The organism is Streptomyces sp. NPDC098789, assembly GCF_044759975.1.
In the GTDB taxonomy this organism is placed as follows: Bacteria; Actinomycetota; Actinomycetes; order Streptomycetales; family Streptomycetaceae; genus Streptomyces.
This window is the reverse complement of sequence record NZ_JBIWAJ010000025.1, coordinates 22,338-48,856: the sequence shown is the minus strand read 5'-3', so window position 1 is coordinate 48,856 and position 26,519 is coordinate 22,338. Positions and strand designations below refer to the sequence as shown.

The following is a 26,519-nucleotide window of genomic DNA, read 5'->3' as shown; positions in this document are numbered from 1 at the left end:
CCGGGGGAGCGGATGCACCACCCGGGGTCGGCGCGGGGGCCGGACGTCCGGCGCGCGCGTCAGTTCTGGTGGCGCGGGCTCTCGTACGGGCGCTGCTCGGCCTGCTGCCGGAACGTCGCCCCGGAGCCGACCGTGGTGGTGTCCAGGCGGGCCGTGATCACCAGGGTGCCCTCCTCGATCTGGTAGTCGAGCGGGAGCCCGAGACCGCGCATGGCCGCCACCATGCCTGTGTTCGAGGCCTGCGTGACGGCGTACACGCTGTCGCAGCGGGCCTCGACCGCCATCGAGACGAGCCTGCCGAGCAGCTCGGAGCCGATGCCGCGGCGCTGCCAGTCGTCCTCGATGAGCAGTGCCACCTCGGTCTCGTCCCCGTCCCACAGCAGGTGACCGAGGGCGACCAGCTTGCCGGAGGCCGTGGTGGCGGCCAGGGTGCGGCCGAAGCGCGGGCTCAGCAGGTGGCCGAGGTAGCGGTCCGCGTCGGCGACCGGACCGTGGTAGCGCAGGCCCAGCGTCCGCTCGGAGCAGCGGTCGTGCATCGCGCGCGCGGCCGGCAGGTCGGAGCCGTCGGCGCGGCGCACGGTGATCTCGTTGCCCTCGGGCAGGGTCAGCACGTCCTGGCTGCGCGGGACGCGCGGGCCGAGCCGGGCGTCCAGCTCGACCAGGGCGCGAGCGCGGGCGAACTCGGTCGGGGTGAAGGGCAGGTGGGGGCGGTCGACGGTGATCGCTCCGCCCGAGGGGTCGCGCAGCCGCATCGTGGTGGACTCCAACACGCCTTCGACCGGGGCGTGGGCGGCCGCGTTGGGGCGGCCGGTGAGGGTGGTGGCCGGGATCGAGTGGATCGTGCAACGGCCGAGGAGCTGGCGCAGCGCGAGCGGCAGTTCGGCGGCGTCGAGGGCGGTCCGGGTGGCCAGCCCCAGCACCCGGGTCGGCGTGTCGACGAGGTCGTGGGCGTCCGCGCGCTCGATCCAGGTGCTGTGACCGCCCGCCCGGGCGACGGCGCGGGTCAGCTCGGCGGAGGCCAGCTCCTGGGGGGCGCGCAGCAGGAATTCGTCGACCGTGCCGCCCTCGGGGAGCGGGTGCGTCTGGAGCGTCAGGATGTCGACGGCGTGGTGGGCCAGCGCGGTGCACAGCGCGGCGAGGCTGCCGGGTTCGTCCCGTACGGTCGTGCGCATCCGCCACAGCGCGGTGGAGCCGGCGGTCGTCGGGTCGGACGCCGCGTCCGGCGCACCGGCGCCTGAACGCGCGGGCTCCGACGACGTGGCCAGGCCCCCGGCCCGGCCCTCGGTCGGGGCGCCGGTATCGGAGGGGGCCGCCTGGCCCGGGGGAGGCGCGTGGCTGTGGCGGCGGGCCCACCAGGTGTGGAACCCGGCGGTGACCAGGAGCGCGACCGCCGAGGCCACCAGCATCACGGGCCCGCTCGGACCGTGCACCACGAGATTGGCCAAGGCGTCGGCGACCGCCACGGCGCAGAACAGTGCGGCCAGCTCCACGAGGTCGTGGCGCCAGTGGTGGGCGCGCTGGGGGCGGTGGGCAGGGTGGGCGGTGGCGGGGCTGCGGTCAGTCATGCACACCACTGTGACGCGGGGGTGTTGCGTGATCACGAACGGTTTGTGACCGACTGGTTAAGTGTCGATCCGCTCGATTTCGTCCGGTTTTCCGGTTCGTCGCTCCCATGACTACTGGCCCACCCGACCCGGCCGGAGCGTCTTGGTGAAGAGTACGTCGCCGCCCTGGCGGCGCAGTCGAACGGTCAGCTCCCCGCTCGCCCCGTCGATCTCCACTTCTCCGTAGTACGGCGGGTTCTCGGCCGGGGACATGTTGGCCACCGGCGCCGACTGCACGAAGGCCGTCTCGGGGCCGAAGGTCGCGTCGAGCCGTCCGTGCGGGAAGCCGCCCGCGCCGACGGGTCCGGACACGAACTCCCAGAAGGGAGCGAAGTCGCGGAAGGCCGCCCGCTCGGGGGCGTAGTGGTTGGCCGCCGTGTAGTGGACGTCCGCGGTGAGCCACAGGGTGCCGGTGATGCGCTGGTGCTTGATGTGGCGCAGCAGCTCGGCGATCTGGAGTTCCCGGCCCAGCGGGGCACCGGGGTCACCCTGGGCGACCGCCTCGAAGTCGGTCGCGCCGTCGGCGACGACGATGCCGAGCGGCATGTCGGCCGCGATCACCTTCCAGGTGGCGCGGGACCGGGAAAGTTCCCGCTTCAGCCAGGCCAACTGCTCCGCGCCCAGGATGCCGACGGGGTCGGCGTCCTGGCGGTCCGGGGAGTTGGCGTTGCGGTAGGTGCGCATGTCGAGGACGAACACGTCGAGCAGCGGGCCCCGGCGCACGACCCGGTGCACCCGGCCCTCGGCGCGGGTGGAGGGGTCGATCGCGAGGCCCGGGAAGTACTCGCCGAAGGCCCGGCGGGCCCGCTCGGCCAGCACGTCGACCTGCTTGACCGTGTAGCGCGGGTCCTCCAGCAGTTGACCGGGGTACCAGTTGTTGCACACCTCGTGATCGTCCCACTGGGCGATCACCGGGACCCGGGCGTTGAAGGCGGTGAGGTGGCGATCGAGCAGGTTGTAGCGGAAGTTCCCGCGGAACTCCGCCAGGGTCTCGGCGACCTTCGACTTCTCCTCGGTGGTCACGTTGCGCCAGATCCGACCGTCCGGCAGCGTCACGCTCGGCTGGAGCGGACCGTCCGCGTAGATGGTGTCCCCGCTGAAGAGGAAGAAGTCGGGGTCGCGCAGGCGCATCTCGTCGAAGACGCGGTAGCCGCCGAGGTCCGGATTGATGCCCCAGCCCTGGCCCGCGAGGTCACCGGACCACAGGAAGCGGACGTCGGAGCGGCGCGAGACGGGCGTCGTGCGCAGGCTGCCGTAGACGGGCTCGCCGCTGCGCCGCGGGTCGTCCGGATCGGCCACCACCACGCGGTAGTGGACCTCCGCGCCCGGCGGGAGGCCGCGCAGGGGGGTGGTGCCGGTGAAGTCCGTGGCCGGTCCGAGCAGGGGCCCGGGGTGCCGGCGCACCCCGCGGCGGAACGATTCGGTGGGCGAGGTCTCGACGTACATGCGCGCGGGGCGGTCGGACCGGGTCCAGACGAGCGCGGACCCCTCCGTGACCTCACCGGACTGGGCGCCCCACGACGCGCTCGGGCGACCGGACCGGGCGAAGGCCGGAGCCGCCGGGCCGAGCGGGAGGGCGAGCGCGGCGGAGGCCGCGAGCGAACCGGTGAGCAGGGTCCGGCGGGTGTGCGGCATCGGTGCGTCTCCAGGGTTCCGGTCGGGCTCGCACGGGCCGGACCAGTGTGCCGCCGGCACACCGGCCCGCCCGCGTCGCGCACGCGAACCGTGGATGAACAGCCGTCAGCCGACGGTCGGGGTCGGGAGCTCGGCGCGGACCGTGTCGAGGATGACCCGGGCGACGAGCGCGGGGTCGTCGTTCATCGGGACGTGACCGCAACCCGGCAGCCGGACCAACCGCGCGCCGGGGATCGTGTGCTTGGCGCGTACGCCCTGACGGCGCAGCAGCAGCCGGTCCCGTTCGCCCCAGGCGATGGTGACCGGCACCCCGGGCACGTCGTCGGTGAACCGTACGGACCCCCCGGCGGCCAGCGTGGAGTCGAAGCCGGTGGCTCCGCGCAGGGCGAGGGTCTCCGCGACCACGGCTTCGGGGGAGCGCCGGCCGGGACGGGCGTAGATGGTGCCGGTGAGGGCGGCGCGGCCCACGGCGCTGCGGGAGAGCCGCTCCACGGCGGGCAGCGGGAGGGCGTGGGCCCCGGCCCGCATCGCACGGAGCGCCCCGAAGGCGTAGCGGCGCTCGGTCTCGCTCCAGAATCCGGCGGGGGAGAGGGCGGTCACGGAGCGGGCCAGTCCGGCGCGCCCCATGGCCAGGGCGAGCAGACCCCCGAGGGAGTTGCCCGCCACGTGGGGGCGCTCGACGCCGAGGGCCGTGCAGAGGGCGCCGAGGGCGGGGGCGACGGTGTCGAGGTCGTAGGGGACCCCCTCCGGCAGCGGGGCGGAGGCGCCGAAGCCGGGCAGGTCGACCGCGATGACGTCGTGGTCGGCGGCCAGGACGTCGGTGACCGGGCGCCACGCCTGGAAGTGGTGGCCGATGCCGTGGAGCAGCAGGATCGGTTCGCCCGCTCCCTTGCGCTCGTAGGCGACGGTCATCGTGCGGGGGCCGATCGGGGAGTCGATGGTGAAGGAGGCGGTGCTGGTCATGCTGCTCCTCGGGTGCGGTGGTGGACCGGTGCGGCGGTGAGGGCTGTGAGACTCGCTGTCAGTAATGATTACCGCCCGGTAGCACCCGACTACAAGCCTCCGGGAGCGCCGAGAACATCCTGTGAACGGCTTGATACGAATACCCGTTATGCCCGGCATAGGGATGAGGATTGGTCTTGACCAAGTCCGGGAGCCGTCCTATCGTCGCAGGGATAGTGCAAGGACCTTTAATAAACAAAGGCGCGGAACTGCCGCTGGAACACGGCGATTGCAGCGATGGCAGGAGGAGTCAGGGTGGGGACCACGCAGCTCGAATCGGTGCCGGAGCCGAAGTACTGGCACCTCAAGACCGTGCTCAGCGAGGCGCTCGACCAGGACTTCGCCGTGGGCGAGGTGCTGCCCAACGAGCGTGACCTGGCCGCCCGCTTCGGCGTCGCCCGCGCGACCCTGCGCCAGGCCCTCGAACAGCTGGAACTCGAAGGCAGGCTCCAGCGCCGACGCGGTGTCGGCACCACCGTGGCCCCGCCGCGGGTGGGCGTCGCCGTCGGCACCACCCAGCACGCCTGGCCCGGCGAGGCCGTCGACGGGTGGCAGCTCGTGGACGCGGCCGAGACCCTGCCCAGCGCCGCGGTCGCCAAGCTCCTCGGCACCGCCTCCGCCGTCCCCTTCGGCACCGACCAGACCGTGCACACCGTGCACACCGTGCGCCGGACCCGGGTCACCCAGGGCCAGGCCGTCGCGGCCGAGCTGCTGTACGTCCCCGGCTCCTCGGTGCCGGGTCTCTCCGGCATAGACGCTCCCGCCGGACCCGCCCGCGCCCGCGCCGTGCTGCGTGAGCTGCAGCGCCTGGCGCTGGAGGGGCAGGACCGGTCCGTGGAACTCGGCTCGGCCCGCGCCGACGACGCCAAGGAGCTCGACCGGCTGCCGGGAGCCCCGGTGCTGCTGGTCACCACCCGCTACTTCACGGCCGAGGGCACTGCGGCCGTCTCCGTCGCGACCTACCGCGCGGACACCTGCCGGCTGACCTTCGACGACTCGGGCGACGTCCGGATAAGCCACCACGCGGAGACGCTCGTCGCCTCCTGACCGGCGGGCGCCCGCCCGCAGGTCCACCCCGCTCTGCGCACCACCCGAGGCGGCCCCTTCCGAGGGGCCGCCTCGCGGCGTAGCCGGTGCGGTATCAGGCGCGGCCGCGCGCCGCGGCCGGCTTCTCCACCGCGAAGAGCTCTTCCTCCGCCTGGTCCAGCGCCAGCCGCAGGGCTCCGGTCGCCACCGCCGCCTCCCCGAGCAGGGACAGGGCCACGCGCGGCGGGCGCAGGCAGTACCGCTCCAGCTCCCGCCGCAGCGGATCCAGGACCCCGTCGAGCCCGGCGGCCCAGCCGCCGACCACGACCAGCTCCGGATCCATCGCCAGGACCAGCGCGGCGACGTCGTGCACCAGGCGCTGGATGAACCGCTCCACCGCGGCCATCGCCCCCTCGTCACCCCGCTTGGCCAGCGCGAACACGGCGGCGACGGCCTGCTCGTCCAGCGGGTGCAGAGGTTCCCCGTTGGTCGACAGCAACCTTTCCGGCGTCACGTCGCGGCCCAGCAGGTGCAGCGCACCGATCTCGCCCGCCGCGCCGCCGAAGCCGCGGTGCAGCCGCCCGTTGATCAGCGAACCGGCACCCGGGCTGAGGCCCGCCATGACGAACACCAGGTCGTCCGTGTCCCGCCCCGTGCCCTTCCAGTGTTCGGCGACCGCCGCCGCATTGGCGTCGTTCTCCACCTGGACCGGGCAGCGGAAGGACCGCTGCAACCGCTCGCCGAGCGGGAGCCCGGTCCAGCCCGGAAGGGCGGTGCACAGGCGGACCGTGCCGTCCGCCTCCACGATGCCCGGGCTGCCGACACCGACCGCGCGCAAGGAGTCCCTCGGTACTCCGGCGCGCCGGAGCAGGTCGGCGACCGTGGCCCGGACTCGGTCGAGCCGCTCGTCGGCCGAAGCCGACTCGTCGACCTCCTTGGTACCGGCCCCGATCACCCGTCCGTCCAGCCCGGAGAGCAGCGCCGCGACCCGGTGCGAGCCGATCTCGATCCCGAGCAGATGGCCTGCCTCCGCACGGAACCGGAACCGCCTGGCCGGCCGTCCTTGTCTGCGGGCACCCTCCTCCGCCTCGGCCTCCACGACGAGCCCGGTGCCGATGAGTCCCTCGACGACTCCCTCGACCGTAGGTCGCGAGAGCCCGGTCAGTCGGGTGAGATCGGTGAGCGTCGGTGATTCGGCCGCGCGAAGCGCCCGCAGGACCACGGCGGAATTGATCCGCCGAAGCAGCGAGGGGTCCCCGCCGGTCAGCTGCCCCAACGTGTGTCCTCCCAGCTAGCGAGCTTGTTCAGCCGGATCGTACTGCGCACACTGGGTGACGGCGAGAAGCGGCCCCCCATCGGCCGGAATCGATGCCTCCTCTCTTCGCTCTCAGGCCGGGCTGACGAACCCCGATTCGTACGCCATGATCACTGCCTGGGTCCGGTCCCGCGCCCCCAGCTTCGCCAGCACCGCACTCACATGGGACTTCACGGTCTCCGTGCCGACGAACAGCTCTCCGGCGATCTCCGCGTTCGTCAACCCCCGTGCCATCAGCCGCAACACCGACTCCTCCCGTTCGGTCAGCGCCGCCCGCTCCAGCGTGCTCCGAGCGGCCCGGTTCCCGTACTCGGCGGCCAGTGCGCGCACCGCCGCCGGGAAGAGCAGGGTCTCGCCCTCCGCCACGAGCCGCACCGCGTGGACGATCTCCGAGGGCCGGGCCCGCTTCAAGAGGAACCCGTCGGCCCCGGCGCGCAGGGCCCGGTAGACGTACTCGTCGTTCTCGAAGGTCGTGACCACAAGGATCTTCGGCGGATCGTCGATGCTCTTGAGCACGGCCCGGGTGGCCTCGATCCCGTCGAGCAGCGGCATCCTGACGTCCATCGCGACCACATCCGGGCGCAGCCGGCGGACCAGCGGGATCACGGCGGCCCCGTCGGCGGCCTCGCCGACGACCTCGATGTCGGGCTGGGAGTCCAGGACGGCGCGCAGTCCCGCACGCACCAGGGGTTCATCGTCGACGAGGAGCACGGTGACGGGCATCCCGTCAGCGTATTCGCTCCAGCGGGAGCCGGGCGCGCACCCTCCAAGTGCCCTCGTGCGGACCGGTTTCGGCCGCACCGCCCAGCAGCGCGGCCCGCTCCCGCATCCCGCGCAGCCCGCTGCCGCTGCCCGAGATCAGGGTCGGCCCCTTCGGAAGCGGGTTGGTCACCTCCAGGTCGAGCTGCCCGACAGCCACCTCCACCCGTACCCGGACCGGTACCGGCCCGCAGTGCCGCAGCACATTGGTCAGTGCTTCCTGCAGGATCCGGTACCCCTCACGAGTGACCGGCCCGGGCAGCTGGTCCAGAGGCCCGGTGACTTCGCTCTCCACCCTCGCCCCCGAGGCCCGGGCCGACTCCAGCAGCCGGTCCGCCTCCGCGAGGGTCGGCCGCTGCGAGGGCGGCTGCGCGGACTCCCGCAGCACCAACAGCACCCGCTCCAGATCCTCCAGCGCGGCCCGCCCGGTCTCCTCGATCGCGCACAAGGCCCGCTCCGTGAACTCCGGGCTGCCCGCCGTGCGGGCCGCCCCGGCCTGCATCACCGCGACGGTCAGCGCATGACCGATCGAGTCGTGCAGCTCGCGGGCGATCCGGTTGCGCTCCAGCAATCGCTCGGTCCGCTCCTCCAGCGCGGAGAGCCGCTCGGCGGCCGACGGTCCGAGCAGGCGGCCGGCGATCGATGTGATCATCTCGCCGAGCAGGACGACCGCCGAGGCGAGCAGGACCAGCGGCACCGGGGCGAGGACGGCTGACACCCAGCGGGGCACCTCCAGCGGCACCCACGGATCCGCCGAAGGGTGGCCGAAGGCGGCGCATCCCAGCTCGACCGAGGCCGACAGCAGGAACACGGTCGAGAACAGCGCCGCCGACGAGACCACCAGCCGTATTTCGAGCCACAGCACCGTCCGCCAGCGATCGCCCCAATGAGCCGAAGGAGACGCGCTGATCGTGCTGCCGAGGCCTCCTTCGTCATGCGGAGCGAGCAAGAACCGTGCTTGGAGGCCCTCGGCCAGGCGGACCCAGGGCACCAAGCCGAACGGCGCCACCAGGAGCAGGGGCATCAGCGGCGCGGCAGGGTAGATGAACATCCACACGGCCACGACGAGAGTGGGCACGCACAGATGTAACCAGCGGGTATAGGTCACCGCCTTCAACGGTGCACGGAGCATTCGGTACATGCCGTCATCGTGGCAGCCGCCCCATCAGGCCCGGCACCCCCGCACGGGGGAGACGGGCACCCCTGCACGGGGGAGACGGGGGCGAGCTGAAACCGCCCCGTGCGGGAGGCGGAGGAGACGGCGAGCCCGTGCGGGGGGTCAGACGCGGTTGCGTGCGAACAGCTCGAGGTGGCCGCACTGCGGACACCGGAACGCATCGATCTGCCACCGCTGCCGGCCCAGCCGCTTCGCCCCGCCGAAGACCCCGCGTTCCAACGCACCGGCTATCCAGCGGGCGTACCCCCGTGAGCCCTCTCCGGAGTCCTCGACGAAGCCCTGCTCAAGCCCTACGACACCGCACTGGGTGCACTTGATGGTGTTCACGCGGTGAGTGTAGGCAGCGGGTCATCTCCCCCGCACGGGGGAGGGGTTCCCCCCTGATGGGGGAGGATCGGCCACGGCACGACGCCGAATCTTGAGACATGAAGAACATCGAGATCCGCGAACTGACCAAGGAGTACGGCGCTACTCGGGCCGTGGACCACCTCAGCTTCGAGGTGTGGCCCGGACGAGTCACGGGCTTCCTCGGACCCAACGGTGCAGGCAAGTCGACCGCGATGCGGCTCCTGCTGGGCCTGGACCGGCCCACCTCCGGCACCGCCACCATCGGCGGCCGGCTCTTCACCGAATTCCACGACCCGTTGCACCACGTCGGGGCGCTTCTGGATCCTCAGGCGGCCCACGGCGGGCGGACGGCCCGTGATCATCTGCTCGCCCTCGCAGTCAGCAACCACATCCCTGCCCGTCGGGTCGACGACGTCCTCGAAGAGGTCGGGGTGGCCGCCGCGGCCGGGCGGCGGATCAAGACCTTCTCCTTGGGGATGCGCCAGCGCCTGGGCATAGCCGCGGCGCTGTTGGGCGACCCCGGGGTGGTGCTCCTGGACGAGCCGACGAACGGGCTCGACCCCGAAGGCATCATCTGGATCCGGGAACTGCTCCGGCAGCTCGCGGCTGAGGGGCGGACGGTCCTGGTCTCCAGCCATCTGATGTCGGAGAGTGCGACGTTCGTGGACCACTTGGTCGTCCTGGGCCAGGGCAGGCTGCTCGCCGACACGTCGATGAAGGCGTTCATCGACGCGCGGAGCGCCCCGAGAGTACGGCTGCGCATCTCGGAGCCCAGACGCATGCGAGAGGTCCTCGCCGCCGACGGGCTCTCCATGGAGGAGGCCGAGGGGGGACGGTGGCGGGTCGACGGCGCGCAGGCCGAGCGGATCGGCGCTCTCGCGGCCCGCGAGGGCATACCCCTCCTGGAGCTGGCCGACGGGCGTGCCTCGTTGGAGCAGGCCTACCTCGATCTCACGGCGAACGCGACCCCTTTCGCCTCCCGCTCCGGCGCGGCGCCGACCTGGAGCAGTACCTCTGGCTCCAACGGCTCCAACTGCTGCAACGGCACCACCAGCACCACCACCGGTGCTGCCGTCGCGACCAGTACTGGCCTGACTTCCCGAACCGCCGGACACGCGCATGTACCCGAGACGACCTGACTGGAGAACCAGCCATGACCGCCCGCGCCTTGCCCACCGTCCCCGTCCTGCACTCGGAATGGATCAAGATACGGTCGCTGCCCGGCACCCTCGGGGCGCTCGTCGCGATACTCGCCGCAACCGTCGGCATCCAGGTGCTCATGGCTGTGATGATCGGCCCGTCCGAGGTGGCGAGACCCGGGAGCGATCCGCTCCGGTTGGCCTTCTACGGTGTCGGCTTCGGGCAGATAGCGGCCATCACCTTCGGTACGAAGGCCGTTGCCTGCGAGTTCCACAACGGGGCGCTGCGGACGAGCTTGGGCGCGGTGCCGCAGCGGACCCGGTTCTATCTTTCCAAGATCGTGGTCGTCGGCGCACTCGCGCTGGTGGCAGGACAACTCAGCGGAATCGTCACCTTCGTAGCGGGTCAGGTCCTCATGGGAGAGCGGGCCTTGGGTGCGGGATCGCCGGGTGTGGTCCGGGCGGTTGTCGGGAGCGGGCTCTACCTCGCCCTGATGATGCTCTTCGCAGCCGGCTTGACCGCGATACTGCGCAGCGGGACGGCTGTGTTGAGCGTGCTCATACCCTTCGTCCTGCTGGTCTCGTTCGTCATCGGTGACCACGTGGGTGGCCTGGGGCAGTACCTGCCGGACCGTGCGGGGCAGCTCGTGCTGAGCACCCACCCGCAAGGAGACCTCGGCCCGTGGGTCGGGTTGGGCGTCACGGCCTTGTGGGCGGTGGCCGCCTTGGTGGCCGGCGGGATCGCCGTACGCCGACGGGACGCGTGACGCCGGGCCACTTGTCAGTGGTCGTGGGGATACTGACGACATGACGACGGCAGCGCACCTCGAGGCAATCGACCGGCTCCGGACGCGCGGGTTCCCCGCGGCGCGGAGCAGATCGGTGACCGAGCGGAGCGGCCCGGGCTACCACCTCGTGGAGCTGGGGGAGAGCCGCTGGTACGGCGATGAGGACGCGGCCGACCGGATAGCCGGGGTCGAGCAGATCTCGGCCGAGTACGGAGCGCTCACCCAGAGGTTGACGGAGCGCTGGGGGGAGGAGCAGGTGTTCCACCTGGGAAGCCTGCTGGCGAGGGTGATCTCGGGAGAGGGAGGAAGAGAGGGGGAGGTCCAGGAGCCCTGGGGGGAGATGTGCGGTACGACCGACCACGTACACGTGTGGCGGGTCGAGGAGCACTGGGTGGTCGTGTACGTCGCCGAGTGGGGAGCCGATCACTCACCACAGCTGATGGCCGCCGTCACGGTGATCGATCCTCCCTAGTGCTGGGGCCGGGAAGGCTTGCCGGGTCGGTCGCGGTGTCCGGTGCGGTGGATCGCAAGGCGGAGGGCCGCGGCTCGTACTGGACGTACCGTCGTGGTCCGACAATGCCGGGAGGTGCCGTGCCGGGCGCCGTGACACGGTGAACCCTTCCGGTCACAGCACCAGCGATCCTGGATCCCAAGGGGACGGCTGGCGCGAGGGGGCGGCGAGCCAGTCGGTCAGGGCGGCGTAGTCCGTGTCGGCCAGGCCGCGGCGGGGGTCTACCCGGTGGAGCAGGGCGGGGCCCGGGTGGTGTGCGAACACCCAGGTTCGGTCCGCGTCCGTGATCTCGTCATCGACCCAGATGAACGGCCCACCCGCTGCCCGGGACACCAGCCCGCGGGTCTTCCAGTGGAGGCCGAAGCGCTCGTCCCGCTCGTCCCGCTCGTCCTGCTCGGTCGGTCCGTCCGGTCCGTCCATGGTGGACGGTTCCGGCCAGTGCATCACTTCCAGGGGCGGTAGGCCGAGCCGTGGTGCGATGTGGGTGTTGGCGTCGCTCATCCAGGTCGTGGCCCAGACCAGGGTGCACGGGAGCACCGACAACCGGGGGCCGTGGCGCTGGTCGAGCCGGTGAAGGAGAGGGTGGTTGGCGACCTCTCCCGGGGCTCCGGGCCATGCCGGGTGGGTCGGGTACGCGTGCGACGGTCCGCCGAACGGGATGAGCGGGCCGTCCACGTCGAGGAAGAGCAGCGGAGTGGCCGAGGTGGGGGCCGAGGTGGCCACGGCCCCGGCGGCGGCCGTGCGGCTCGGGGCGTCGGGCGCGGTCAGTGGTCCGCCTCGGCGGCCAGGCGGAGGCGGGCGTACTCCTCGGCCATGGTGTCGGCGGTCCAGTGGGCGTTGAGACCGCTCGGGTTGGGCAGGGCCCAGATCCGGGTGGCGCCGATGGTCCGCTCCTGGGGGCCGATCTGGGCCTTCTTCTCCCCGAAGGCCGTGCGGTATGCGGTGACGCCGACCACCGCCAGCCACTGGGGGCGCAGGAGTTCCACCTTGGCCGTCAGGAGGCGGCCGCCCTCGCGGAACTCCTCGGCGTCGAGCTCGTCGGCGCGGGCGGTGGCCCGGGCCACGACGTTGGTGATGCCCAACCGGTAGGTCAGCAACTCCTCCTGCTCCGCGGGTGCCAGGCGGCGCGGGGTGAAGCCCGACAGGTGCAGGACGGGCCAGAAGCGGTTTCCGGGGCGGGCGAAGTGGTGGCCCGTCGCGGCCGACAGCAGGCCCGGGTTGATGCCGCAGAACAGCACGCGCAAACCGCCCGCGACCACATCCGGGAGGATGCGGTCGCGGGCGGCGGCCAGCTCGTCGGGCGTCAGAGGATCGACCCCGGGGTGTAGCCCGCGGCCTCCGGGTGCTGCTTGGTGATCTCCTCGATGCGGGAGACCACCACGGCGACCTGGTCGCCCGCCGCGCCGGTGAAGGACAGCTTGTCGGCCATCAGGGCGTCGAGCTGCGCGCGGTCCAGCGGCATCCGCTCGTCCGCGGCCAGCTTGTCGAGCAGCTCGTTGCGCTCGGCGCCCTGCTCGCGCATCGCGAGGGCGGAGGCCACCGCGTGCTCCTTGATGACCTCGTGGGCGGCCTCACGGCCGACGCCGGCGCGGACCGCGCCCATCAGGACCTTGGTGGTGGCCAGGAAGGGGAGGTAGCGGTCCAGCTCGCGGGCGACGACCGCGGGGAAGGCGCCGAACTCGTCCAGGACGGTCAGGAAGGTCTCCAGCAGACCGTCGAAGGCGAAGAAGGCGTCCGGCAGCGCGATCCGGCGGACCACGGAGCAGGAGACGTCGCCCTCGTTCCAGGTGTCACCGGCGAGCTCGCCGGTCATCGAGGCGTAGCCGCGCAGGATGACCATCAGGCCGTTCACGCGCTCGCAGGAGCGGGTGTTCATCTTGTGCGGCATCGCGGAGGAGCCGACCTGGCCGGGCTTGAAGCCCTCGGTGACCAGCTCGTGCCCGGCCATGAGACGGATGGTCTTGGCGATCGAGGACGGGGCGGCGGCGAGCTGCACCAGGGCGGTGACCACGTCGTAGTCGAGCGAGCGGGGGTAGACCTGGCCCACCGAGGTGAAGGCGTGCGCGAAGCCGAGGTGGCCCGCGATGCGCTGCTCCAGGTCGGCGAGCTTGGCGGTGTCGCCGCCGAGCAGGTCGAGCATGTCCTGGGAGGTGCCGACCGGGCCCTTGATCCCGCGCAGCGGGTAGCGCTCCAGCAGGTCCTCCAGGCGGCCGTAGGCGACGAGCAGCTCGTCGGCGGCGGTCGCGAAGCGCTTGCCCAGGGTCGTGGCCTGCGCCGCGACGTTGTGGGAGCGCCCGGCCATGACCAGCTCGGCGTGCTCGGCGGACAGCTTGCCCAGGCGGGCCAGCACCGCGACCGTGCGGTCACGGGCCAGTTCCAGGGAGAGCCGGATCTGGAGCTGCTCGACGTTCTCGGTGAGGTCGCGCGAGGTCATGCCCTTGTGCACGTGCTCGTGACCGGCGAGGGCGTTGAACTCCTCGATCCGGGCCTTCACGTCGTGCCGGGTGACCTTCTCGCGCTCGGCGATGGAGGCCAGGTCGACTTGGTCCAGGACGCGCTCGTAGTCGGCGAGGGCCGCGTCGGGCACCTCGATACCGAGGTCCTTCTGGGCGCGCAGCACGGCGAGCCACAGCCGCCGCTCCAGCGTCACCTTGTACTCGGGGGACCACAGGACGGCGAGCTCCGCGGAGGCGTAGCGGCCGGCCAGGACATTGGGGATGCGGGGCTTGGCAGTCACGTGTAGGGATTCTACTTGCGCTTCGGCTGTGCGTTTACGCAGGTGGGTGCCCCGCCTCTGGTTGTGGCTTGCTACGAGAGCCGCTCGCCCGTTCCGGTGGCGTACGGCAGCAGCTCCGGCCGCTTCGCCGGGCGGCCGTCCCCGGAGGAGCGGCCCGTCAGGCGTCGGCCGATCCACGGGAGCAGGTGTTCGCGGGCGAAGCGGGCGTCGTCGACGCGCCGGACGGCCCAGCCAGGCGGCCGGGAAGCGGACAGCGGGGCGCGCCAGTCCTCCTCCGCGGGCAGCCCCAGGGCCTGCCACACGGCCTCGGCGACCCGCCGGTGGCCCTCGTCGGTGAGGTGCAGCCGGTCGGCGTGCCAGAGGCGCTGATCGGCCAGTACGGGGGCGCCGTACAGGTCGACGACCAGCGCGCCGTGCCGCGCCGCCAGTTCCTCGATGAGGGCGAAGAGCTCTTCCATGCGCGGGCGGAAACGTTCCATCACGGGCCCCTGGCGGCCGGGCGATCGCATCAGCACGAGCTGTCCGCACGCGGGTGCCAGTGTCTCCACGGCGGCCTCCAGGTGGCCGCGGACCCGTCCCATGTCGACCTTGGGGCGCAGGGTGTCGTTCAGGCCGCCGACCAGGGTGACCAGGTCCGCGCCCATGGAGGCGGCGAGGGGTGCCTGCTCGGTGGCGATCTGGCCGATCAGCTTCCCGCGCACCGCCAGGTTCGCGTAGCGGAACCCGGGCTCGCGGGCCGCGAGCCGGGCGGCGAGCAGATCCGCCCAACCCCGGTAGGACCCGTCCGGCAGTGCGTCGGACATGCCCTCGGTGAAGGAGTCGCCGACCGCGACCAGACTCGTGTAAGACGCATTCATCTCCATGGCGGAGCGATGTTACCGCGCGGTTCCCCGGTCCCGCGAGCGCGAGCGCGAGGGGTGCCGGGGAACCGCGCGTCCCCTATGCGGCCGTCTGGTTGCCGAACAGTTCGCGCAGTACGTCCTCCATCGTGACCAGACCGGTCATGGACCCGTCCGCCGCGAGGACCGCCGCCAGGTGCGTACGGCTGCGCCGCATGGCGGTCAGTACGTCGTCCAGCGGGGTCTCGGCCCGGACCTGGGCGATCGGCCGCAGGGCGGAGACCGGGAAGGCCTCGTCGCGCGCGGTCACGTCGAGGGCGTCCTTGACGTGCAGGTAGCCCAGGATCTTCTGCTGGCCGTCGAGCACCGGGAACCGGGAGTACCGGGACGCGGCGGAGAGGCGCTCCAAGCCCTCGGGCGTGATGCCCTCGTCGGCGGAGACCACCCGGTCCACGGGCAGCGCCACGTCGATGACGGGCCTGCGGCCCAGTTCCAGGGCGTCGTGCAGGCGCTCGCTCGCCCGGCCGTCGATCAGGCCGGCCGCGCTGGAGTCCTTGACGATGCGCGCCAGCTCGTCGTCCGAGAAGGTCGCGGCGACCTCGTCCTTCACCTCGACCCGCAGCATCCGCAGCAACGTGTTGGCGAAGGCGTTGATCGCGAAGATCACCGGCTTCAGCCCCCGCGTCAGCGCCACCAGCGGCGGTCCGAGCAGCAGCGCGGTACGGACCGGCTCGGCCAGCGCCACGTTCTTCGGCAGCATTTCACCGAAGAGCATGTGCAGGTACGTCGCCAGCGCCAGGGCCACCACGAAGGAGATGGCGTGGGTCACCCCGGCCGGTACTCCGACCAGGTCGAGGAGCGGGGTCAGCAGGTGGGCGATGGCGGGCTCGGCGACCACGCCGAGCACCAGGGTGCACAGGGTGATGCCCAGCTGGGCCGCCGCCATCAGGGCCGATACGTGCTCCAGGCCCCACAGCACGGCCCGGGCCCGGCGGTCGCCCTGCTCGGCGTACGGCTCGATCTGGCTGCGCCGGACCGAGATCAGCGCGAATTCCGCGCCGACGAAGAAGGCGTTGACGACCAGGGTCGCCAGGCCGATCAACAACTGGATCGCGGTCATCGGCCCTCCTCCGGCTTCGTGTCGGCGCTCTTCTTGCCCTGCTTGCGGCGCGCGCCGTCCCGCGGTGCCTCGGCGGGCGCCGCGACGGGGGCGTGCAGCAGGACGCGGGCGGCCCGGCGCCCGCTGTCGTCCACCACGTCCAGCTGCCAGCCGCCCAGCTCCAGGCTGTCGCCGACCACCGGTATGCGGCCCAGCTCCGTGGCCATCAGCCCGGCCAGGGTCTCGTACGGGCCGTCCGGCACCCGCAGTCCGATCCGCTCCAGCTGGTCGGTGCGGGCCGCGCCGTCCGCGGAGAAGAGCCCGCGGCCGGAGGCGTCCGTACCGGCCGGGGCCAGGTCCGCGGTCTCGTGCGGGTCGTGCTCGTCGCGCACCTCGCCCACGACCTCCTCGACGATGTCCTCCAGCGTGGCCACGCCGGCCGTGCCGCCGTACTCGTCGATGACCACGGCCATCGTCTGCCTGCCGGACAGCCGGTCCAGCAGCCGGTCCACGGTCAGCGACTCGGGGACGAGCAGCGGCTCGCGCAGCAGCTGCGAGACCGGGTGGCGGCGGCGGTCCGCGGCGGGCAGCGCCAGGACGTCCTTGATGTGGACGGTGCCGACGACGCTGTCGAGGCTGCCGCGGTAGACGGGGAAGCGCGACAGGCCGGTGGCCATGGTCGCGTTCGCCACGTCCTCCGCCGTCGCCTGCACGTCCAGGGCGGTGACCTGGACGCGCGGGGTCATGACGTTCTCCGCGGTCAGGTCGGCCAGGTTCAGGGTGCGCACGAAGAGTTCGGCGGTGTCCTTCTCCAGCGCGCCCGCCTTCGCGGAGTGCCGCGCCAGGGCCACCAGCTCCTGCGGGCTGCGCGCCGAGGCCAGCTCCTCGGCCGGCTCCAGGCCGAAGCGCCGGACCATGTGGTTGGCCGTGGTGTTCAAGTGGCCGATGAGCGGCTTGAAGGCCCGGCTGAACATCCGCTGCATGGTCGCCACCCGCTTGGCCACGGCCAGCGGGGAGGAGATCGCCCAGTTCTTGGGGACCAGCTCGCCGACGACCATCAGGACGACGGTCGACACGGCGGTGCCCAGGATCAGGGCGGTGGAGGAAGCGGCTCCGGCGGGCAGCCCCATGGCCTCGAACGGGCCCGTGAGCAGCGCGGAGATCGAGGGCTTGGAGATCATGCCGATGACCAGGCCGGTCACGGTGATGCCGAGCTGGGCGCCGGAGAGCTGGAACGTCAGGCTGCGGACGGCGGCCAGGGCGCTGTCGGCCCCGCGCTCGCCCCGCTCGACGGCCTCTTCGAGCTCGCTGCGCTCGATGGTCGTCAGCGAGAACTCGGCCGCGACGAAGACCCCGCACGCGAGGCAGAGCAGCAGCGCGACGACGAGCAGAAGCACTTCGGTCATCGGTTCACCTCCGTCCCATGATCAGACAGGAGGAGGGGTATCGCACGATGTCGGGTACTGGGAGGCTCGCCCATGGGCGGACGCTCACACCTTTCGATTCGAGGAGAACGGTTCTCCATAGGGTAAAGGATCGGCAAAGCGTCCGCATCCGCGTTACGCGGGGCCGAACGGCTTGACCCAGCGGCGCCAGTGGTCCTCGCGCGCGTAGCCCGCCGCGGCCCACGCCCGCCGGCCCCGCTCGTTCTCCTCCAGCACCATGGCGTCCCCGCGGCGTCCGCCCACCGCCAGGAACCGCCGCTCGGCCGCGTCCAGCAGCGCCGTCCCGATGCCGCGTCGGCGGTGGGAGGGGAGCACCGCCAACCGGTAGAGCGAGCAGCGCCAACCGTCGTATCCGGCGATGATGGAGCCCACCAGGATCCCGTCGGACTCGGCCAGGATCAGGGCCTGCGGGTCGCGCCGGACGAGGCGGGTCACCCCGTCCACGTCGTCCGTGATGGAGGTGCCCTCCGCCGCTTCCTTCCAGAAGGCGAGCACGTCCTCGGCGTCGGCCGGGTCGGCGGTCCGTATGCGCAGATCGATCATGGCGGCGAGCCAAACACGTGCCCTCGCCCGCGCGCAATGGTCCACGCGCGCAATGCTCCGAGCGGAATGGTCCGCGCGCGATGGTCCACGCGCGCAACGGTCGTCGGTACGAAACCGGCGCCGGTCAGTCGTCGCTGCGCCGGGCCGATCCGATCACGCAGTACGAGGTCGGCAGCGCGGGCCCGCGCTCCGGTACGCGCACCCCGCGCTGCTCGACGATCCGGAACCCGGCGGCCTCGATCGCGGCCAGGGTGTCCCGCGCGGTGTGGCAGCCGCCGAACAACCGGGGCCACACCGTGCGGTCCAGCGCGCGCTGCACCCCTGCCATGGTCGGTCCCGGCGCCAGCCCGTGCTCGAAGAAGCGCAGCTCACCGCCCGGCCGGATGACGCGGTGCAGCTCGGCGAGGGAGCGCGGCAGGTCCCGCACGGTGCACAGCACCAGGGAGGCCACGGCCGCGTCGAAGGCCTCGCTCTTGACCGGGAGCGCCTCGGCGGCGCCGGGTACGACGTCCACCGGGACCTCGGCCCGCCGCGCGGCGGCGGTGGCGAGGCGGCGCAGGGTGCGCTCCGGTTCGACCGCGACGACTTCGCAGACGGCGCGCGGGTAGTGGGCGAAGTTCAGCCCGTTGCCCGCGCCGATCTCGATGATCCGGCCGGAGAGGCCGTGCAGCAGCTCCCCGCGCAGCGCGGCGAGCCCGCCGTGGGCGTCGGCCTGGACGCTCATCCGGGCGTAGAAGCGGGCGAAGACGGGGTGGTGGACGGCGTCCCGGGGCAGGGCCGGACGGGGGCGCGGTGACATGACGGACCTCCCGGTGCGGGCGGACGTACGCATGTCTTCAGTCTCCCCGCGCCACGGGGCGTCACCCCTCCCGGTGCGGGGGTTCACCAGGACGCACGCGGCGAGGGACCGGGCGGGACCGGACCGGACGGGCCGGATCCGGCCCGTCCGGTGCTTCAGGACCAGGCCCGCAGGAACGCGGTCGCGGACCACGCGCCGCCCAGGTCGGGGGCCAGCCAGCCGGGCGCGGACGCACGGAAGGCCTCGGGCGCCAGGGCCCCCGATCCTTGCGGCACCGCCCCGAGCAGCGGCATCCCGGACACCACCGGGAGGTCGGCCAGATTGCAGCGCGACGCCAGGTCGGGGACGCCGGGCCAGCTGCCGACCACGATGCCCAGGCCCGTCAGCCCGCGGGCCCGCAGCGCCTCGCCCGTCAGCGCCGCCGAGTTCAGGGTGCCGAGCCCCGCGGGAGCCACGATCAGTACCGGGGCCCTTAGCAGTCGGGCCGCATCGGCGAGGGTGTGCCCGGCCTCGTCGAAGCGCACGAGCAGCCCGCCCGCGCCCTCGACGAGGACCAGGTCGTGCTCCGCGGCCAGCTCGGCCGCGGCCCCCGCGACCGCGGCGGGCCCGACCGTGGCCAGCCCGGAGCGCCGGGCCGCGGTGTCCGGAGCCAGGGGCTCCGGGTAGCGGGCCAGCTCCAGCGTGGTCACGCCGGAACCCGCGAGCCGCCGCACCTCGGCCGCGTCACCGTCCCCGCCCGGGGCGACCCCGGTCTGCGCGGGCTTGAGCACCGCCACCGAACGCCCGGCGGCCAGGGCCGCGGCGGCGATCGCCGACGTGACCACGGTCTTGCCGATCTCGGTGCCCGTACCGGACACCACCACCACGCCCGTCGGAAGGGAACTCACCGCGACCGCACCCTCCGCACCTTCCGCACCACTGGTACGACCCACGCCACCAGCACCACCCATACCCGCACCCATCGAACCGCTCAGCCTTCCCGCGCCGCCGCGCACACCGCACGGGCGATCCGCGCGACATCGCCGTCACCCGTCACGAACGGCGGCATCGTGTAGATCAAGTCCCGGAACGGCCGCAGCCACACGCCCTCCCGGACGGCCGCCCGGGTCGCCGCGGCCATGTCGACGGGGTGGTCCAGCTGCACCACGCCGATCGCCCCGAGCACCCGTACGTCCTTCACCCCGGGCAGGTCGGCCGCCGGAGCCAGGCCCTCCAGCAGCCCGGCCTCGATCCGCTTGACCTCCCGCGCCCAGTCCTGGGACAGCAGCAGGTCGAGCGAGGCCAGCGCCACCGCGCAGGCCAGCGGATTGCCCATGAAGGTCGGCCCGTGGGCCAGCACCGGCACCTCGCCCCGGGAGATCCCGTCCGCCACCCGCGCCGTGCAGAGCGTCGCCGAGAGCGTCACGTACCCGCCGGTCAGCGCCTTGCCGAGGCACATCACGTCCGGGGTGATCCCCGCGTGGTCGGCGGCGAACAGGGCGCCGCTGCGCCCGAATCCGGTCGCGATCTCGTCCAGGATCAGGAGCACGTCGTACTCGTCGCACAGCTCGCGCAGCACCCGCAGGTAGCCCGGGGAGTGGAAGCGCATGCCGCCGGCGCCCTGCACCACCGGCTCCACGATCACCGCGGCCAGTTCGTCCGCGTGCGCGGAGACCAGGGAGCGCAGGTGGTCGACGTAGGTCGGGTCGACGGGGGCGTCGAAGCCGGCGGGCGGCTCCTGCGCGAAGAGCTGGCGCGGGAGCATGCCCTGCCACAGCTCGTGCATGCCGCCCTCGGGGTCGCACACGGCCATCGGCTGCCAGGTGTCCCCGTGGTAGCCGCCGCGCCAGGTGAGCAGGCGGTGCTTGCCCGGGCGGCCCACCGAGGTCCAGTACTGGAGGCACATCTTGACCGCGACCTCGACCGAGACCGAGCCGGAGTCGGCGAGGAAGACGTGCTCCAGGCCGGCCGGGGAGATCTCGACCAGCTTCGCGGCGAGCCGGACGGCGGGCTCATGGGTGAGCCCGCCGAACATCACGTGTGACATCCGGCCGAGCTGGTCCCGCACGGCGTCGTTGAGCACCGGGTGGTTGTAGCCGTGGATGGCCGACCACCAGGACGACATCCCGTCGACCAGCTCGTCCCGGCCCTCGGCGGGCCGGCCGAGCCGGAGTCGGACGCCCGAGGCGGAGGAGACGACCAGCGGCTCCTGCCGCCCGGGCATGGGTCCGTACGGGTGCCAGACGTGCTGCCGGTCCAGTGCGAGGAGCGCATCGGCCGGCAGCGGGTCGTGCGGGTGGTACCGGTCAGGCATTGGGCGCGAGTTCCGTTCCCGCGCCGCGGCGGCGCACGGCCACCAGGTCCGAGCGCACCTCGCCGGCCCCGGCCTGGCCCGAGGGGGCCGGGGCCGGTACGGCAGCCGGGGCCGCCGCGGTCGCCGCCGCTTCCTCGCCGTGGCCGGAGCAGCCGCCGCACGCCGAGCCGCAGCCCGCCGCACCCGCGTCGGCGGAGGACGCGGAGGCCGCCGAAGACGCAGCCGAACCGCACACGGACGCGCCCGCGCCCCCGCCGTGCGAGCCGCAGCCGCCGGCCAGCGCGTCGGAGCGGTGCGCGGGGAGGGTCGACGTACCGGCGCCCTCGACCTCGAAGCCGGCGTCCGCGATCATGTCGAGGTCGGTCTGGCCGGCCTGGCCCTCGCTGGTCAGGTAGTCGCCGAGGAAGATCGAGTTGACCAGGTGCAGCGCGAGCGGCTGCATCGAGCGCAGGTGCACCTCGCGGCCGCCGGCGAGGCGGACCTCGACGTCGGGGCAGACGAAGCGGACCATCGCGAGGATCCGCAGCGCGCGCTGCGGGGTGAGGTTCCACTCCTTGGCGAGCGGGGTGCCCTCGAACGGGATCAGGAAGTTGACCGGTACCGAGTCCGGGTCCAGCTCGCGCAGCGAGTAGACGACGTCGACGAGGTCCTCGTCGCTCTCGCCCATGCCCGCGATCAGGCCGGAGCAGGCGGAGAGGCCCGCCGCGTGCGCCTTCTGCACGGTGTCCACGCGGTCCGCGTAGGTGTGCGTCTTGGTGATCGCCCCGTACGTCGCCTCGGACGTGTTGAGGTTGTGGTTGTAGGCGTCGGCGCCGGCGTCGCGCAGCCGCTCCGCCTGACCGTCCGACAGCAGACCCAGGCAGGCGCAGACCTCGACGCCCTCGTTCTGCTCCTTGATCGCGGCGATGGTCTTGCCGACCCGCTCCACGTCCCGGTCCGTCGGACCGCGGCCGCTCGCCACCAGGCAGACCCGCTTCGCGCCGCCCGCGACCCCGGCCGCGGCGGCCTGCGAGGCCTCCTCCGGCTTCAGCCAGGTGTACTTGAGGATCTCGGCCTTCGAACCCAGGCGCTGGGAACAGTAGGAGCAGTCCTCGGGGCACAGGCCCGATTTCAGGTTGACCAGGTAGTTCAGCTTGACCCGACGCCCGAACCACTGGCGGCGCACCTTGCCGGCAGCGGCCACCACGTCGAGCAGTTCGTCGTCAGAGGTCGCCAGTACGGCGAGCGCCTCTTCGCGGGTCGGCAGCTCGCGCCGCAGCCCCTTGTCCACCAGGGTGTTCAGCAGGTCCATGAGGCCGATCCTGGACCACACGACCACTCCCGGCCAAGGAGAGATCGCACAACATGGCCGGATCAGAGTGTGTGTATCGCCACACCTGGCGCTGGAGTCACGGCGGCTAGGGTCGGGCAGGTCTGTGGACTGCCGACAAAAACGAGGACCCGCCGATGCCCCAGCACACCCCCGACCCCGCCGATGTCTTCGCCTGGACGGACGACGCGGAGCGGGCCCGGGAGCGGGCAGGACTGGTCCGCACGCTGCGCCCCCGCCCGGCCTCCTCGCCGCTCCTCGACCTGGCCAGCAACGACTACCTCGGGCTGACCCGGCACCCCGAGACCGTCGAGGGCGCGCGGGCGGCGGCCGAGCGTTGGGGCGCCGGGGCCACCGGATCGCGACTGGTCACCGGGACCACCGAGCTGCACGCCGAGCTGGAACGGGAGCTGGCCGCCTTCTGCGGTTTCGAGGCCGCCCTCGTGCTGTCCTCCGGGTACGCCGCCAACCTCGCCGCCGTCACCGCGCTCAGCGACCGGGAGACCCTGGTCGTCTCGGACGCCGGGAACCACGCTTCGATCGTCGACGGCTGCCGTCTCTCGCGGGCCCGCACCGAGGTCGTCCCGCACGCGGATCCGGACGCGGCGCGCAAGGCGCTGGCCGGGCACCCGGGCAGGGCGCTGCTGGTCAGCGACTCGGTCTTCTCCGTGGACGGGGACGCCGCGCCGCTCGCCGCCTACGCGGCCGTGTGCCGGGAGTCCGGCGCGGCCCTGGTCGTGGACGACGCGCACGGGCTCGGCGTGCTGGGTGAGGGCGGCCGCGGCGCGCTGCACGCCGCCGGGCTCGCGGGCGCTCCCGACGTGGTGGCGACGCTGACCCTCTCGAAGTCCCTGGGCAGCCAGGGCGGAGCGGTGCTCGGACCGGCCCGGGTGATCCGGCACCTGATCAACACGGCCCGGACCTTCATCTTCGACACCGGGCTGGCTCCGGCCGCCGCGGGCGCCGCCCTCGCGAGCCTGCGCCTGCTCCAGCGCGAACCGGAGCGCGCGGCGCGGGCCCGGGAGGTGGCCGACCGGCTGTACGGGCGGCTCACCGCGTCCGGCCTGACCGCGGCCCGGCCGGACGCGGCCGTGGTGTCGGTACGGGCCCCGTCGGCCGCGGCGGCACTGCGCTGGGCCGCCGATTGCCGCGAGGCAGGTCTGTCCGTGGGGTGCTTCCGGCCGCCGTCCGTGCCGGACGGGATCTCCCGACTGCGGCTGACCGCCCGGGGAGATCTCACGGGGGAGGAGATCACCCGGGCCGTGGACACGATCCTCGCGACCGCGCCGGCCGGAGCCACGGACTAGGTACGGGTACGGCCCCGGCCTACCGGGCGAGGTCCGCCCGTACCAGGGTCAGGAAACCGTCCCAGGCCGGCCCGGTGAAGAGCACGGCCGGGCCGTCCGCCCGCTTGGAGTCGCGGACGGCCAGTAGGCCGCCGCTGAGGACGGCGGTCTCCACACAGTTGTTCATTCCGGTGCTGCGGCTGCTGCGCCGCCACCGCGCGCTGATCAGAAGTCCGCGGGTGGATAAGGGGGTTGCGGACACGGGGGTGCCTCCTTACGCGTCGTCAGCGAGTGCGCTGATCAGATCCGACGAGTCCTGGGGCGGGAGGGCGTGCGCCTGAATGGTGCGGAACGCGGCGCTGTACGCCTCTAGGTCTTCCTTCCGCTCCAGATAGAGGCTACTCGTCAAATGGTCGAGTACGACCACATCCAGATCGGCGATGTTCGGAAATGAGAAAATTACGAACGGTCCGGTCAGGCCGAGATGCCCCCCTACGCTGAACGGCAGTACCTGGAGCCGCACTTGGGGCAACCGGGCCACGTCCACCAGGGACCGCAGCTGCTCCGCCATCACCCCCGGACCACCGATCTGGCGCCGCAGCACCGCCTCGTCGAGCACCGCGCTCAGCTCCAGCGGCGGATCCGTGCGCAGCACCGACTGCCGGGCGAGCCGTACGTCGACCAGCGCGTCCACCTTCGGCTCCGGCAGCCCGCCCAGCGCGGCGCGGGTGACGGCGCGCGCGTACGCGGGGGTCTGCAACAGGCCGGGGACCACCGACAGCTCCACCGTGCGCGCGGACCGGGCCCCCGCCTCCAGGCTGATGAAGTCCCGGTACTCCTGCGGCAGCAGGCCGCGGTAGTCGTGCCACCACTGGGGGCCCCGACCGGTCTCGGCCCCGGGGCCGGCGGCGGAGGCGGAGAGCGCCTCCAGCAGGGCGCGCTGCTGGGCGCCCACGCCGCCGTAGGCGTCGAGGAGCAGCCGCACGTCCTCGGGCTTGACCCCGCTGCGGCCGGTCTCGATCCGGCTGATCTTCGATTGGTGCCACCCCACGATCCGGGCCGCCTCACCGCTGGTGAGTCCGGACCGGTCACGGAGCGCACGCAGTTCCTCGCCGAGCTTGCGCCGACGTACCGAGGGACCGTGCTGCACAACCGCCTCCTTCCACCGGCACAGCTCGCACCAGTCTGCCGTCCAAATACGGTCTTCCGTAGCAGAGTTCACCGCAACGAGGGACAGATATATGCAGATCTTGGGTGAACGGCAGCCGGGCCGGGACAATGAGTGGCACTCTGGCGCTCAGCACAGATCCGGGGCGTTGCGCTCCGGTGGGAAAGGGACCGCGCCATGGCAGATCACCAGGAAGCATCCGTCACCCTGCCGAGCGATCCCGCCTCGGTCTCCACCGCCCGGCGCTACGTGGCGGACGTGCTCAGCGGATGGGGACTGCCCGATGACGCGGATACCGCGGACACCGTCCGACTGATCGTCTCGGAACTCGCCACCAACGCGGTGCAACACACCTTCGGTCAGTCGCCCACCTTCACCGTGGACGTCCGCCTGGAGCGCGAGGAGGTGCTCCGGGTGGGCGTGACGGACAGTCACCCGCGGTGGCCCCAGCGACTCCCGGCCGCGGTCCAGCAGGACAACGGCCGGGGCATGGTCATCATCCGCTGGCTGACCGCGGAATCGGGCGGTCGGCTCTCGGTCAGCCCCACCGAGGACGGCGGCAAGACGGTCTGGATCGCCCTGCCCTGGACCGTCCCGGCCGCGCGCCGCGGCTGAGCGCCGTCGGGCCCGCGAGCGCCGTCAGCCCTGCCCGCGCTCGGGGGCGCTGCGCTCTATGCAGAGCTCGTTGCCCTCGGGATCGGCCAGGACCACCCAGCCCCGGCCGTCCGGGCGCCGCTGGTCGTCCAGGACGCGCGCGCCGAGGCCCACGAGGTGTGCGACCGTCTCGTCGCGGGTTCCGGTCGGCGGCGAAATGTCCAGGTGTACGCGGTTCTTGACGCTCTTGGCGTCCGGCACCCGGACGAACAGCAGCCCCGGCACGCCGGGCTGGTCGGTGGTCAGCAGGATCTCCGGGTCGCCCTCGACGTCGTCCTCCTGCATGGTGTAGCCGGTCACCGACGCCCAGAACTCGGCCACCTTGTAGGGGTCGAGGGCGTCGAAGGTGATGTGCCGGACCGGGTTGTAGTACACGCGTCTCCCTCGTCGGGGGCGGGGTCGCCCGGGCCCAACCTACCGCCGTATACGGCGCGGAGCCCGGACGGGGCGCGGTCGTTGAACGCGGTCCCCGGCGGAAACGTGGGTTAACACGACGGAAAAGCCCGCACCCTAACGTGACGTCGGCCTGGCGCCGGACAGGGGGTCAGGTCTGGGCTCCAACGTCTGCATCCAGCCAAGACATGGCAAAGCCGCGGTGTGCGACCCGAAAAGTCTTCCCCCTCCTTGGGCAAGAACTGCTTGGGCTGCATATGGGCATGTCAACAAAGTGTTGAAGGTGGATAAGGTCTCGCACGGCGCGCAGTCGAAGACGTCGAGAAACCGGGTGATAAGGGTGCAACTCACACCGCATGAACAGGAAAGACTCCTGATCCACGTGGCAGCCGACGTGGCCGAGAAGCGAAGGGCGCGCGGGGTGCTCCTCAACCACCCCGAGGTGATCGCGCTGATCACCACCCACATCCTCGAAGGGGCCCGCGACGGCCGCACGGTGGCCGAACTGATGGCCTCGGGGCGGACCGTGCTGACCCGGGCGGAGGTCATGGAGGGCGTTCCCGAGATGATCCACGACGTCCAGGTCGAGGCGACCTTCCCCGACGGGACCAAGCTCGTCACCGTCCACGACCCCATCGTCTGAGAGGCAC

The 26,519-nt window shown here is 72.5% G+C and carries 28 protein-coding genes; 7 read left to right on the top strand and 21 right to left on the bottom strand.

The window, feature by feature from the left end; genetic code table 11:
• Positions 1 to 59: 59 nt before the first annotated feature.
• From ACIQWR_RS35750 to ACIQWR_RS35740, 3 genes are all read right to left on the bottom strand, one after another.
• Positions 60 to 1,565, bottom strand: coding sequence for a GNAT family N-acetyltransferase (locus tag ACIQWR_RS35750; RefSeq protein WP_404018494.1), 1,506 nt, complete (start codon positions 1,563 to 1,565; stop codon positions 60 to 62).
• Positions 1,566 to 1,676: 111 nt separating this feature from the next.
• Positions 1,677 to 3,239 carry an alkaline phosphatase D family protein gene (locus tag ACIQWR_RS35745; RefSeq protein ID WP_404018492.1) on the bottom strand — a complete coding sequence of 521 codons (1,563 nt, stop codon included), beginning with the start codon at positions 3,237 to 3,239 and terminating at the stop codon, positions 1,677 to 1,679.
• Positions 3,240 to 3,344: 105 nt separating this feature from the next.
• Positions 3,345 to 4,202: an alpha/beta fold hydrolase gene (locus ACIQWR_RS35740; protein WP_404018490.1), complete on the bottom strand. Its 858-nt coding sequence runs from the start codon at positions 4,200 to 4,202 to the stop codon at positions 3,345 to 3,347.
• 294 nt (positions 4,203 to 4,496) lie between these two features.
• Between ACIQWR_RS35740 and ACIQWR_RS35735 the strand changes: the two genes are divergently transcribed.
• On the top strand, positions 4,497 to 5,288 hold the full coding sequence (locus tag ACIQWR_RS35735; RefSeq protein ID WP_404018487.1) for a GntR family transcriptional regulator: 792 nt from the start codon (positions 4,497 to 4,499) through the stop codon (positions 5,286 to 5,288).
• 94 nt (positions 5,289 to 5,382) lie between these two features.
• Here the strand turns inward: ACIQWR_RS35735 and ACIQWR_RS35730 are convergent, their stop codons facing one another.
• The 4 genes from ACIQWR_RS35730 to ACIQWR_RS35715 all read right to left on the bottom strand — a co-directional run bounded on the left by ACIQWR_RS35730 (position 5,383) and on the right by ACIQWR_RS35715 (position 8,845).
• Entirely contained in the window at positions 5,383 to 6,543 is a 1,161-nt protein-coding gene (locus ACIQWR_RS35730; protein WP_404018485.1) for an ROK family transcriptional regulator, read from the bottom strand.
• A 111-nt stretch (positions 6,544 to 6,654) separates the two neighbouring features.
• Entirely contained in the window at positions 6,655 to 7,305 is a 651-nt protein-coding gene (locus ACIQWR_RS35725; RefSeq protein ID WP_404018482.1) for a response regulator, read from the bottom strand.
• 4 nt (positions 7,306 to 7,309) lie between these two features.
• Positions 7,310 to 8,482, bottom strand: coding sequence for a sensor histidine kinase (locus ACIQWR_RS35720; RefSeq protein WP_404018479.1), 1,173 nt, complete (start codon positions 8,480 to 8,482; stop codon positions 7,310 to 7,312).
• Between the two features lie 138 nt (positions 8,483 to 8,620).
• Positions 8,621 to 8,845, bottom strand: coding sequence for a hypothetical protein (locus ACIQWR_RS35715; protein WP_399258946.1), 225 nt, complete (start codon positions 8,843 to 8,845; stop codon positions 8,621 to 8,623).
• A 98-nt stretch (positions 8,846 to 8,943) separates the two neighbouring features.
• Between ACIQWR_RS35715 and ACIQWR_RS35710 the strand changes: the two genes are divergently transcribed.
• From ACIQWR_RS35710 to ACIQWR_RS35700, 3 genes are all read left to right on the top strand, one after another.
• A complete protein-coding gene (locus ACIQWR_RS35710) occupies positions 8,944 to 10,005 on the top strand; it encodes an ATP-binding cassette domain-containing protein (protein WP_404018476.1) in 1,062 nt (353 codons plus the stop codon).
• Positions 10,006 to 10,019: 14 nt separating this feature from the next.
• The gene (locus ACIQWR_RS35705; RefSeq protein ID WP_404018473.1) at positions 10,020 to 10,772 is read left to right on the top strand and encodes an ABC transporter permease; all 753 of its coding nucleotides are present in this window, start codon (positions 10,020 to 10,022) and stop codon (positions 10,770 to 10,772) included.
• Positions 10,773 to 10,887: 115 nt separating this feature from the next.
• Positions 10,888 to 11,265 (top strand): hypothetical protein, encoded by a 378-nt coding sequence (locus tag ACIQWR_RS35700; protein ID WP_404018471.1) that lies wholly within the window; start codon positions 10,888 to 10,890, stop codon positions 11,263 to 11,265.
• A gap of 153 nt (positions 11,266 to 11,418) precedes the next feature.
• Here ACIQWR_RS35700 and ACIQWR_RS35695 read toward each other — a convergent pair whose 3' ends face one another.
• From ACIQWR_RS35695 to bioB, 11 genes are all read right to left on the bottom strand, one after another.
• Positions 11,419 to 12,027 carry a hypothetical protein gene (locus tag ACIQWR_RS35695; protein WP_404018468.1) on the bottom strand — a complete coding sequence of 203 codons (609 nt, stop codon included), beginning with the start codon at positions 12,025 to 12,027 and terminating at the stop codon, positions 11,419 to 11,421.
• 41 nt (positions 12,028 to 12,068) lie between these two features.
• Positions 12,069 to 12,611 carry a G/U mismatch-specific DNA glycosylase gene (gene mug / locus ACIQWR_RS35690; RefSeq protein WP_404018678.1) on the bottom strand — a complete coding sequence of 181 codons (543 nt, stop codon included), beginning with the start codon at positions 12,609 to 12,611 and terminating at the stop codon, positions 12,069 to 12,071.
• Positions 12,608 to 14,041 (bottom strand): adenylosuccinate lyase, encoded by a 1,434-nt coding sequence (purB, locus tag ACIQWR_RS35685; protein WP_399258941.1) that lies wholly within the window; start codon positions 14,039 to 14,041, stop codon positions 12,608 to 12,610. Before purB ends, mug begins: the two co-directional genes overlap by 4 nt.
• Before the next feature lie 71 nt (positions 14,042 to 14,112).
• Positions 14,113 to 14,904, bottom strand: a complete 792-nt coding sequence (locus ACIQWR_RS35680) for an SGNH/GDSL hydrolase family protein (RefSeq protein ID WP_404018465.1) — start codon at positions 14,902 to 14,904, stop codon at positions 14,113 to 14,115.
• A gap of 76 nt (positions 14,905 to 14,980) precedes the next feature.
• Positions 14,981 to 16,000 (bottom strand): hemolysin family protein, encoded by a 1,020-nt coding sequence (locus tag ACIQWR_RS35675; protein WP_404018462.1) that lies wholly within the window; start codon positions 15,998 to 16,000, stop codon positions 14,981 to 14,983.
• Entirely contained in the window at positions 15,997 to 17,385 is a 1,389-nt protein-coding gene (locus tag ACIQWR_RS35670; protein WP_404018460.1) for a hemolysin family protein, read from the bottom strand. The genes ACIQWR_RS35675 and ACIQWR_RS35670 overlap by 4 nt, the downstream gene beginning before the upstream one ends.
• Positions 17,386 to 17,538: 153 nt before the next feature.
• On the bottom strand, positions 17,539 to 17,967 hold the full coding sequence (locus tag ACIQWR_RS35665; RefSeq protein ID WP_404018458.1) for a GNAT family N-acetyltransferase: 429 nt from the start codon (positions 17,965 to 17,967) through the stop codon (positions 17,539 to 17,541).
• Positions 17,968 to 18,091: 124 nt separating this feature from the next.
• A complete protein-coding gene (locus ACIQWR_RS35660; RefSeq protein WP_404018455.1) occupies positions 18,092 to 18,766 on the bottom strand; it encodes a methyltransferase domain-containing protein in 675 nt (224 codons plus the stop codon).
• A gap of 155 nt (positions 18,767 to 18,921) precedes the next feature.
• The gene (bioD, locus tag ACIQWR_RS35655) at positions 18,922 to 19,653 is read right to left on the bottom strand and encodes a dethiobiotin synthase (RefSeq protein ID WP_404018452.1); all 732 of its coding nucleotides are present in this window, start codon (positions 19,651 to 19,653) and stop codon (positions 18,922 to 18,924) included.
• A gap of 83 nt (positions 19,654 to 19,736) precedes the next feature.
• Entirely contained in the window at positions 19,737 to 21,059 is a 1,323-nt protein-coding gene (locus ACIQWR_RS35650) for an adenosylmethionine--8-amino-7-oxononanoate transaminase (protein WP_404018450.1), read from the bottom strand.
• Complete coding sequence (gene bioB / locus ACIQWR_RS35645; protein WP_404018447.1) at positions 21,052 to 22,350, bottom strand: biotin synthase BioB; 1,299 nt, start codon at positions 22,348 to 22,350, stop codon at positions 21,052 to 21,054. The genes ACIQWR_RS35650 and bioB overlap by 8 nt, the downstream gene beginning before the upstream one ends.
• Positions 22,351 to 22,505: 155 nt before the next feature.
• Between bioB and ACIQWR_RS35640 the strand changes: the two genes are divergently transcribed.
• On the top strand, positions 22,506 to 23,675 hold the full coding sequence (locus ACIQWR_RS35640; RefSeq protein ID WP_404018444.1) for an 8-amino-7-oxononanoate synthase: 1,170 nt from the start codon (positions 22,506 to 22,508) through the stop codon (positions 23,673 to 23,675).
• 19 nt (positions 23,676 to 23,694) lie between these two features.
• Here the strand turns inward: ACIQWR_RS35640 and ACIQWR_RS35635 are convergent, their stop codons facing one another.
• Both ACIQWR_RS35635 and ACIQWR_RS35630 read right to left on the bottom strand, forming a co-directional pair.
• A complete protein-coding gene (locus ACIQWR_RS35635) occupies positions 23,695 to 23,916 on the bottom strand; it encodes a DUF397 domain-containing protein (RefSeq protein WP_385776993.1) in 222 nt (73 codons plus the stop codon).
• Positions 23,917 to 23,928: 12 nt separating this feature from the next.
• Positions 23,929 to 24,804 carry a helix-turn-helix transcriptional regulator gene (locus tag ACIQWR_RS35630; protein WP_354381947.1) on the bottom strand — a complete coding sequence of 292 codons (876 nt, stop codon included), beginning with the start codon at positions 24,802 to 24,804 and terminating at the stop codon, positions 23,929 to 23,931.
• Between the two features lie 195 nt (positions 24,805 to 24,999).
• Between ACIQWR_RS35630 and ACIQWR_RS35625 the strand changes: the two genes are divergently transcribed.
• The gene (locus tag ACIQWR_RS35625) at positions 25,000 to 25,437 is read left to right on the top strand and encodes an ATP-binding protein (protein ID WP_385776997.1); all 438 of its coding nucleotides are present in this window, start codon (positions 25,000 to 25,002) and stop codon (positions 25,435 to 25,437) included.
• Between the two features lie 24 nt (positions 25,438 to 25,461).
• Here the strand turns inward: ACIQWR_RS35625 and ACIQWR_RS35620 are convergent, their stop codons facing one another.
• The gene (locus tag ACIQWR_RS35620; RefSeq protein WP_404018440.1) at positions 25,462 to 25,851 is read right to left on the bottom strand and encodes a VOC family protein; all 390 of its coding nucleotides are present in this window, start codon (positions 25,849 to 25,851) and stop codon (positions 25,462 to 25,464) included.
• A gap of 358 nt (positions 25,852 to 26,209) precedes the next feature.
• Here ACIQWR_RS35620 and ACIQWR_RS35615 point away from each other — a divergent pair, with 358 nt between their 5' ends.
• On the top strand, positions 26,210 to 26,512 hold the full coding sequence (locus ACIQWR_RS35615; protein ID WP_385777001.1) for an urease subunit gamma: 303 nt from the start codon (positions 26,210 to 26,212) through the stop codon (positions 26,510 to 26,512).
• The last annotated feature ends 7 nt before the right edge of the window (positions 26,513 to 26,519 follow it).

What these genes read in the sequence shown, in the direction of transcription:
- ACIQWR_RS35750 (WP_404018494.1), bottom strand. Translation starts at nt 1,565, where the DNA reads ATGACTGACCGCAGCCCCGCCACCGCCCACCCTGCCCACCGCCCCCAG.
- ACIQWR_RS35745 (WP_404018492.1), bottom strand. Translation starts at nt 3,239, where the DNA reads ATGCCGCACACCCGCCGGACCCTGCTCACCGGTTCGCTCGCGGCCTCC.
- ACIQWR_RS35740 (WP_404018490.1), bottom strand. Translation starts at nt 4,202, where the DNA reads ATGACCAGCACCGCCTCCTTCACCATCGACTCCCCGATCGGCCCCCGC.
- ACIQWR_RS35725 (WP_404018482.1), bottom strand. Translation starts at nt 7,305, where the DNA reads ATGCCCGTCACCGTGCTCCTCGTCGACGATGAACCCCTGGTGCGTGCG.
- ACIQWR_RS35720 (WP_404018479.1), bottom strand. Translation starts at nt 8,482, where the DNA reads ATGTACCGAATGCTCCGTGCACCGTTGAAGGCGGTGACCTATACCCGC.
- ACIQWR_RS35710 (WP_404018476.1), top strand. Translation starts at nt 8,944, where the DNA reads ATGAAGAACATCGAGATCCGCGAACTGACCAAGGAGTACGGCGCTACT.
- ACIQWR_RS35705 (WP_404018473.1), top strand. Translation starts at nt 10,020, where the DNA reads ATGACCGCCCGCGCCTTGCCCACCGTCCCCGTCCTGCACTCGGAATGG.
- ACIQWR_RS35680 (WP_404018465.1), bottom strand. Translation starts at nt 14,904, where the DNA reads ATGGAGATGAATGCGTCTTACACGAGTCTGGTCGCGGTCGGCGACTCC.
- ACIQWR_RS35675 (WP_404018462.1), bottom strand. Translation starts at nt 16,000, where the DNA reads ATGACCGCGATCCAGTTGTTGATCGGCCTGGCGACCCTGGTCGTCAAC.
- ACIQWR_RS35670 (WP_404018460.1), bottom strand. Translation starts at nt 17,385, where the DNA reads ATGACCGAAGTGCTTCTGCTCGTCGTCGCGCTGCTGCTCTGCCTCGCG.
- ACIQWR_RS35665 (WP_404018458.1), bottom strand. Translation starts at nt 17,967, where the DNA reads ATGATCGATCTGCGCATACGGACCGCCGACCCGGCCGACGCCGAGGAC.
- ACIQWR_RS35660 (WP_404018455.1), bottom strand. Translation starts at nt 18,766, where the DNA reads ATGTCACCGCGCCCCCGTCCGGCCCTGCCCCGGGACGCCGTCCACCAC.
- ACIQWR_RS35650 (WP_404018450.1), bottom strand. Translation starts at nt 21,059, where the DNA reads ATGCCTGACCGGTACCACCCGCACGACCCGCTGCCGGCCGATGCGCTC.
- bioB (WP_404018447.1), bottom strand. Translation starts at nt 22,350, where the DNA reads ATGGACCTGCTGAACACCCTGGTGGACAAGGGGCTGCGGCGCGAGCTG.
- ACIQWR_RS35640 (WP_404018444.1), top strand. Translation starts at nt 22,506, where the DNA reads ATGCCCCAGCACACCCCCGACCCCGCCGATGTCTTCGCCTGGACGGAC.
- ACIQWR_RS35625 (WP_385776997.1), top strand. Translation starts at nt 25,000, where the DNA reads ATGGCAGATCACCAGGAAGCATCCGTCACCCTGCCGAGCGATCCCGCC.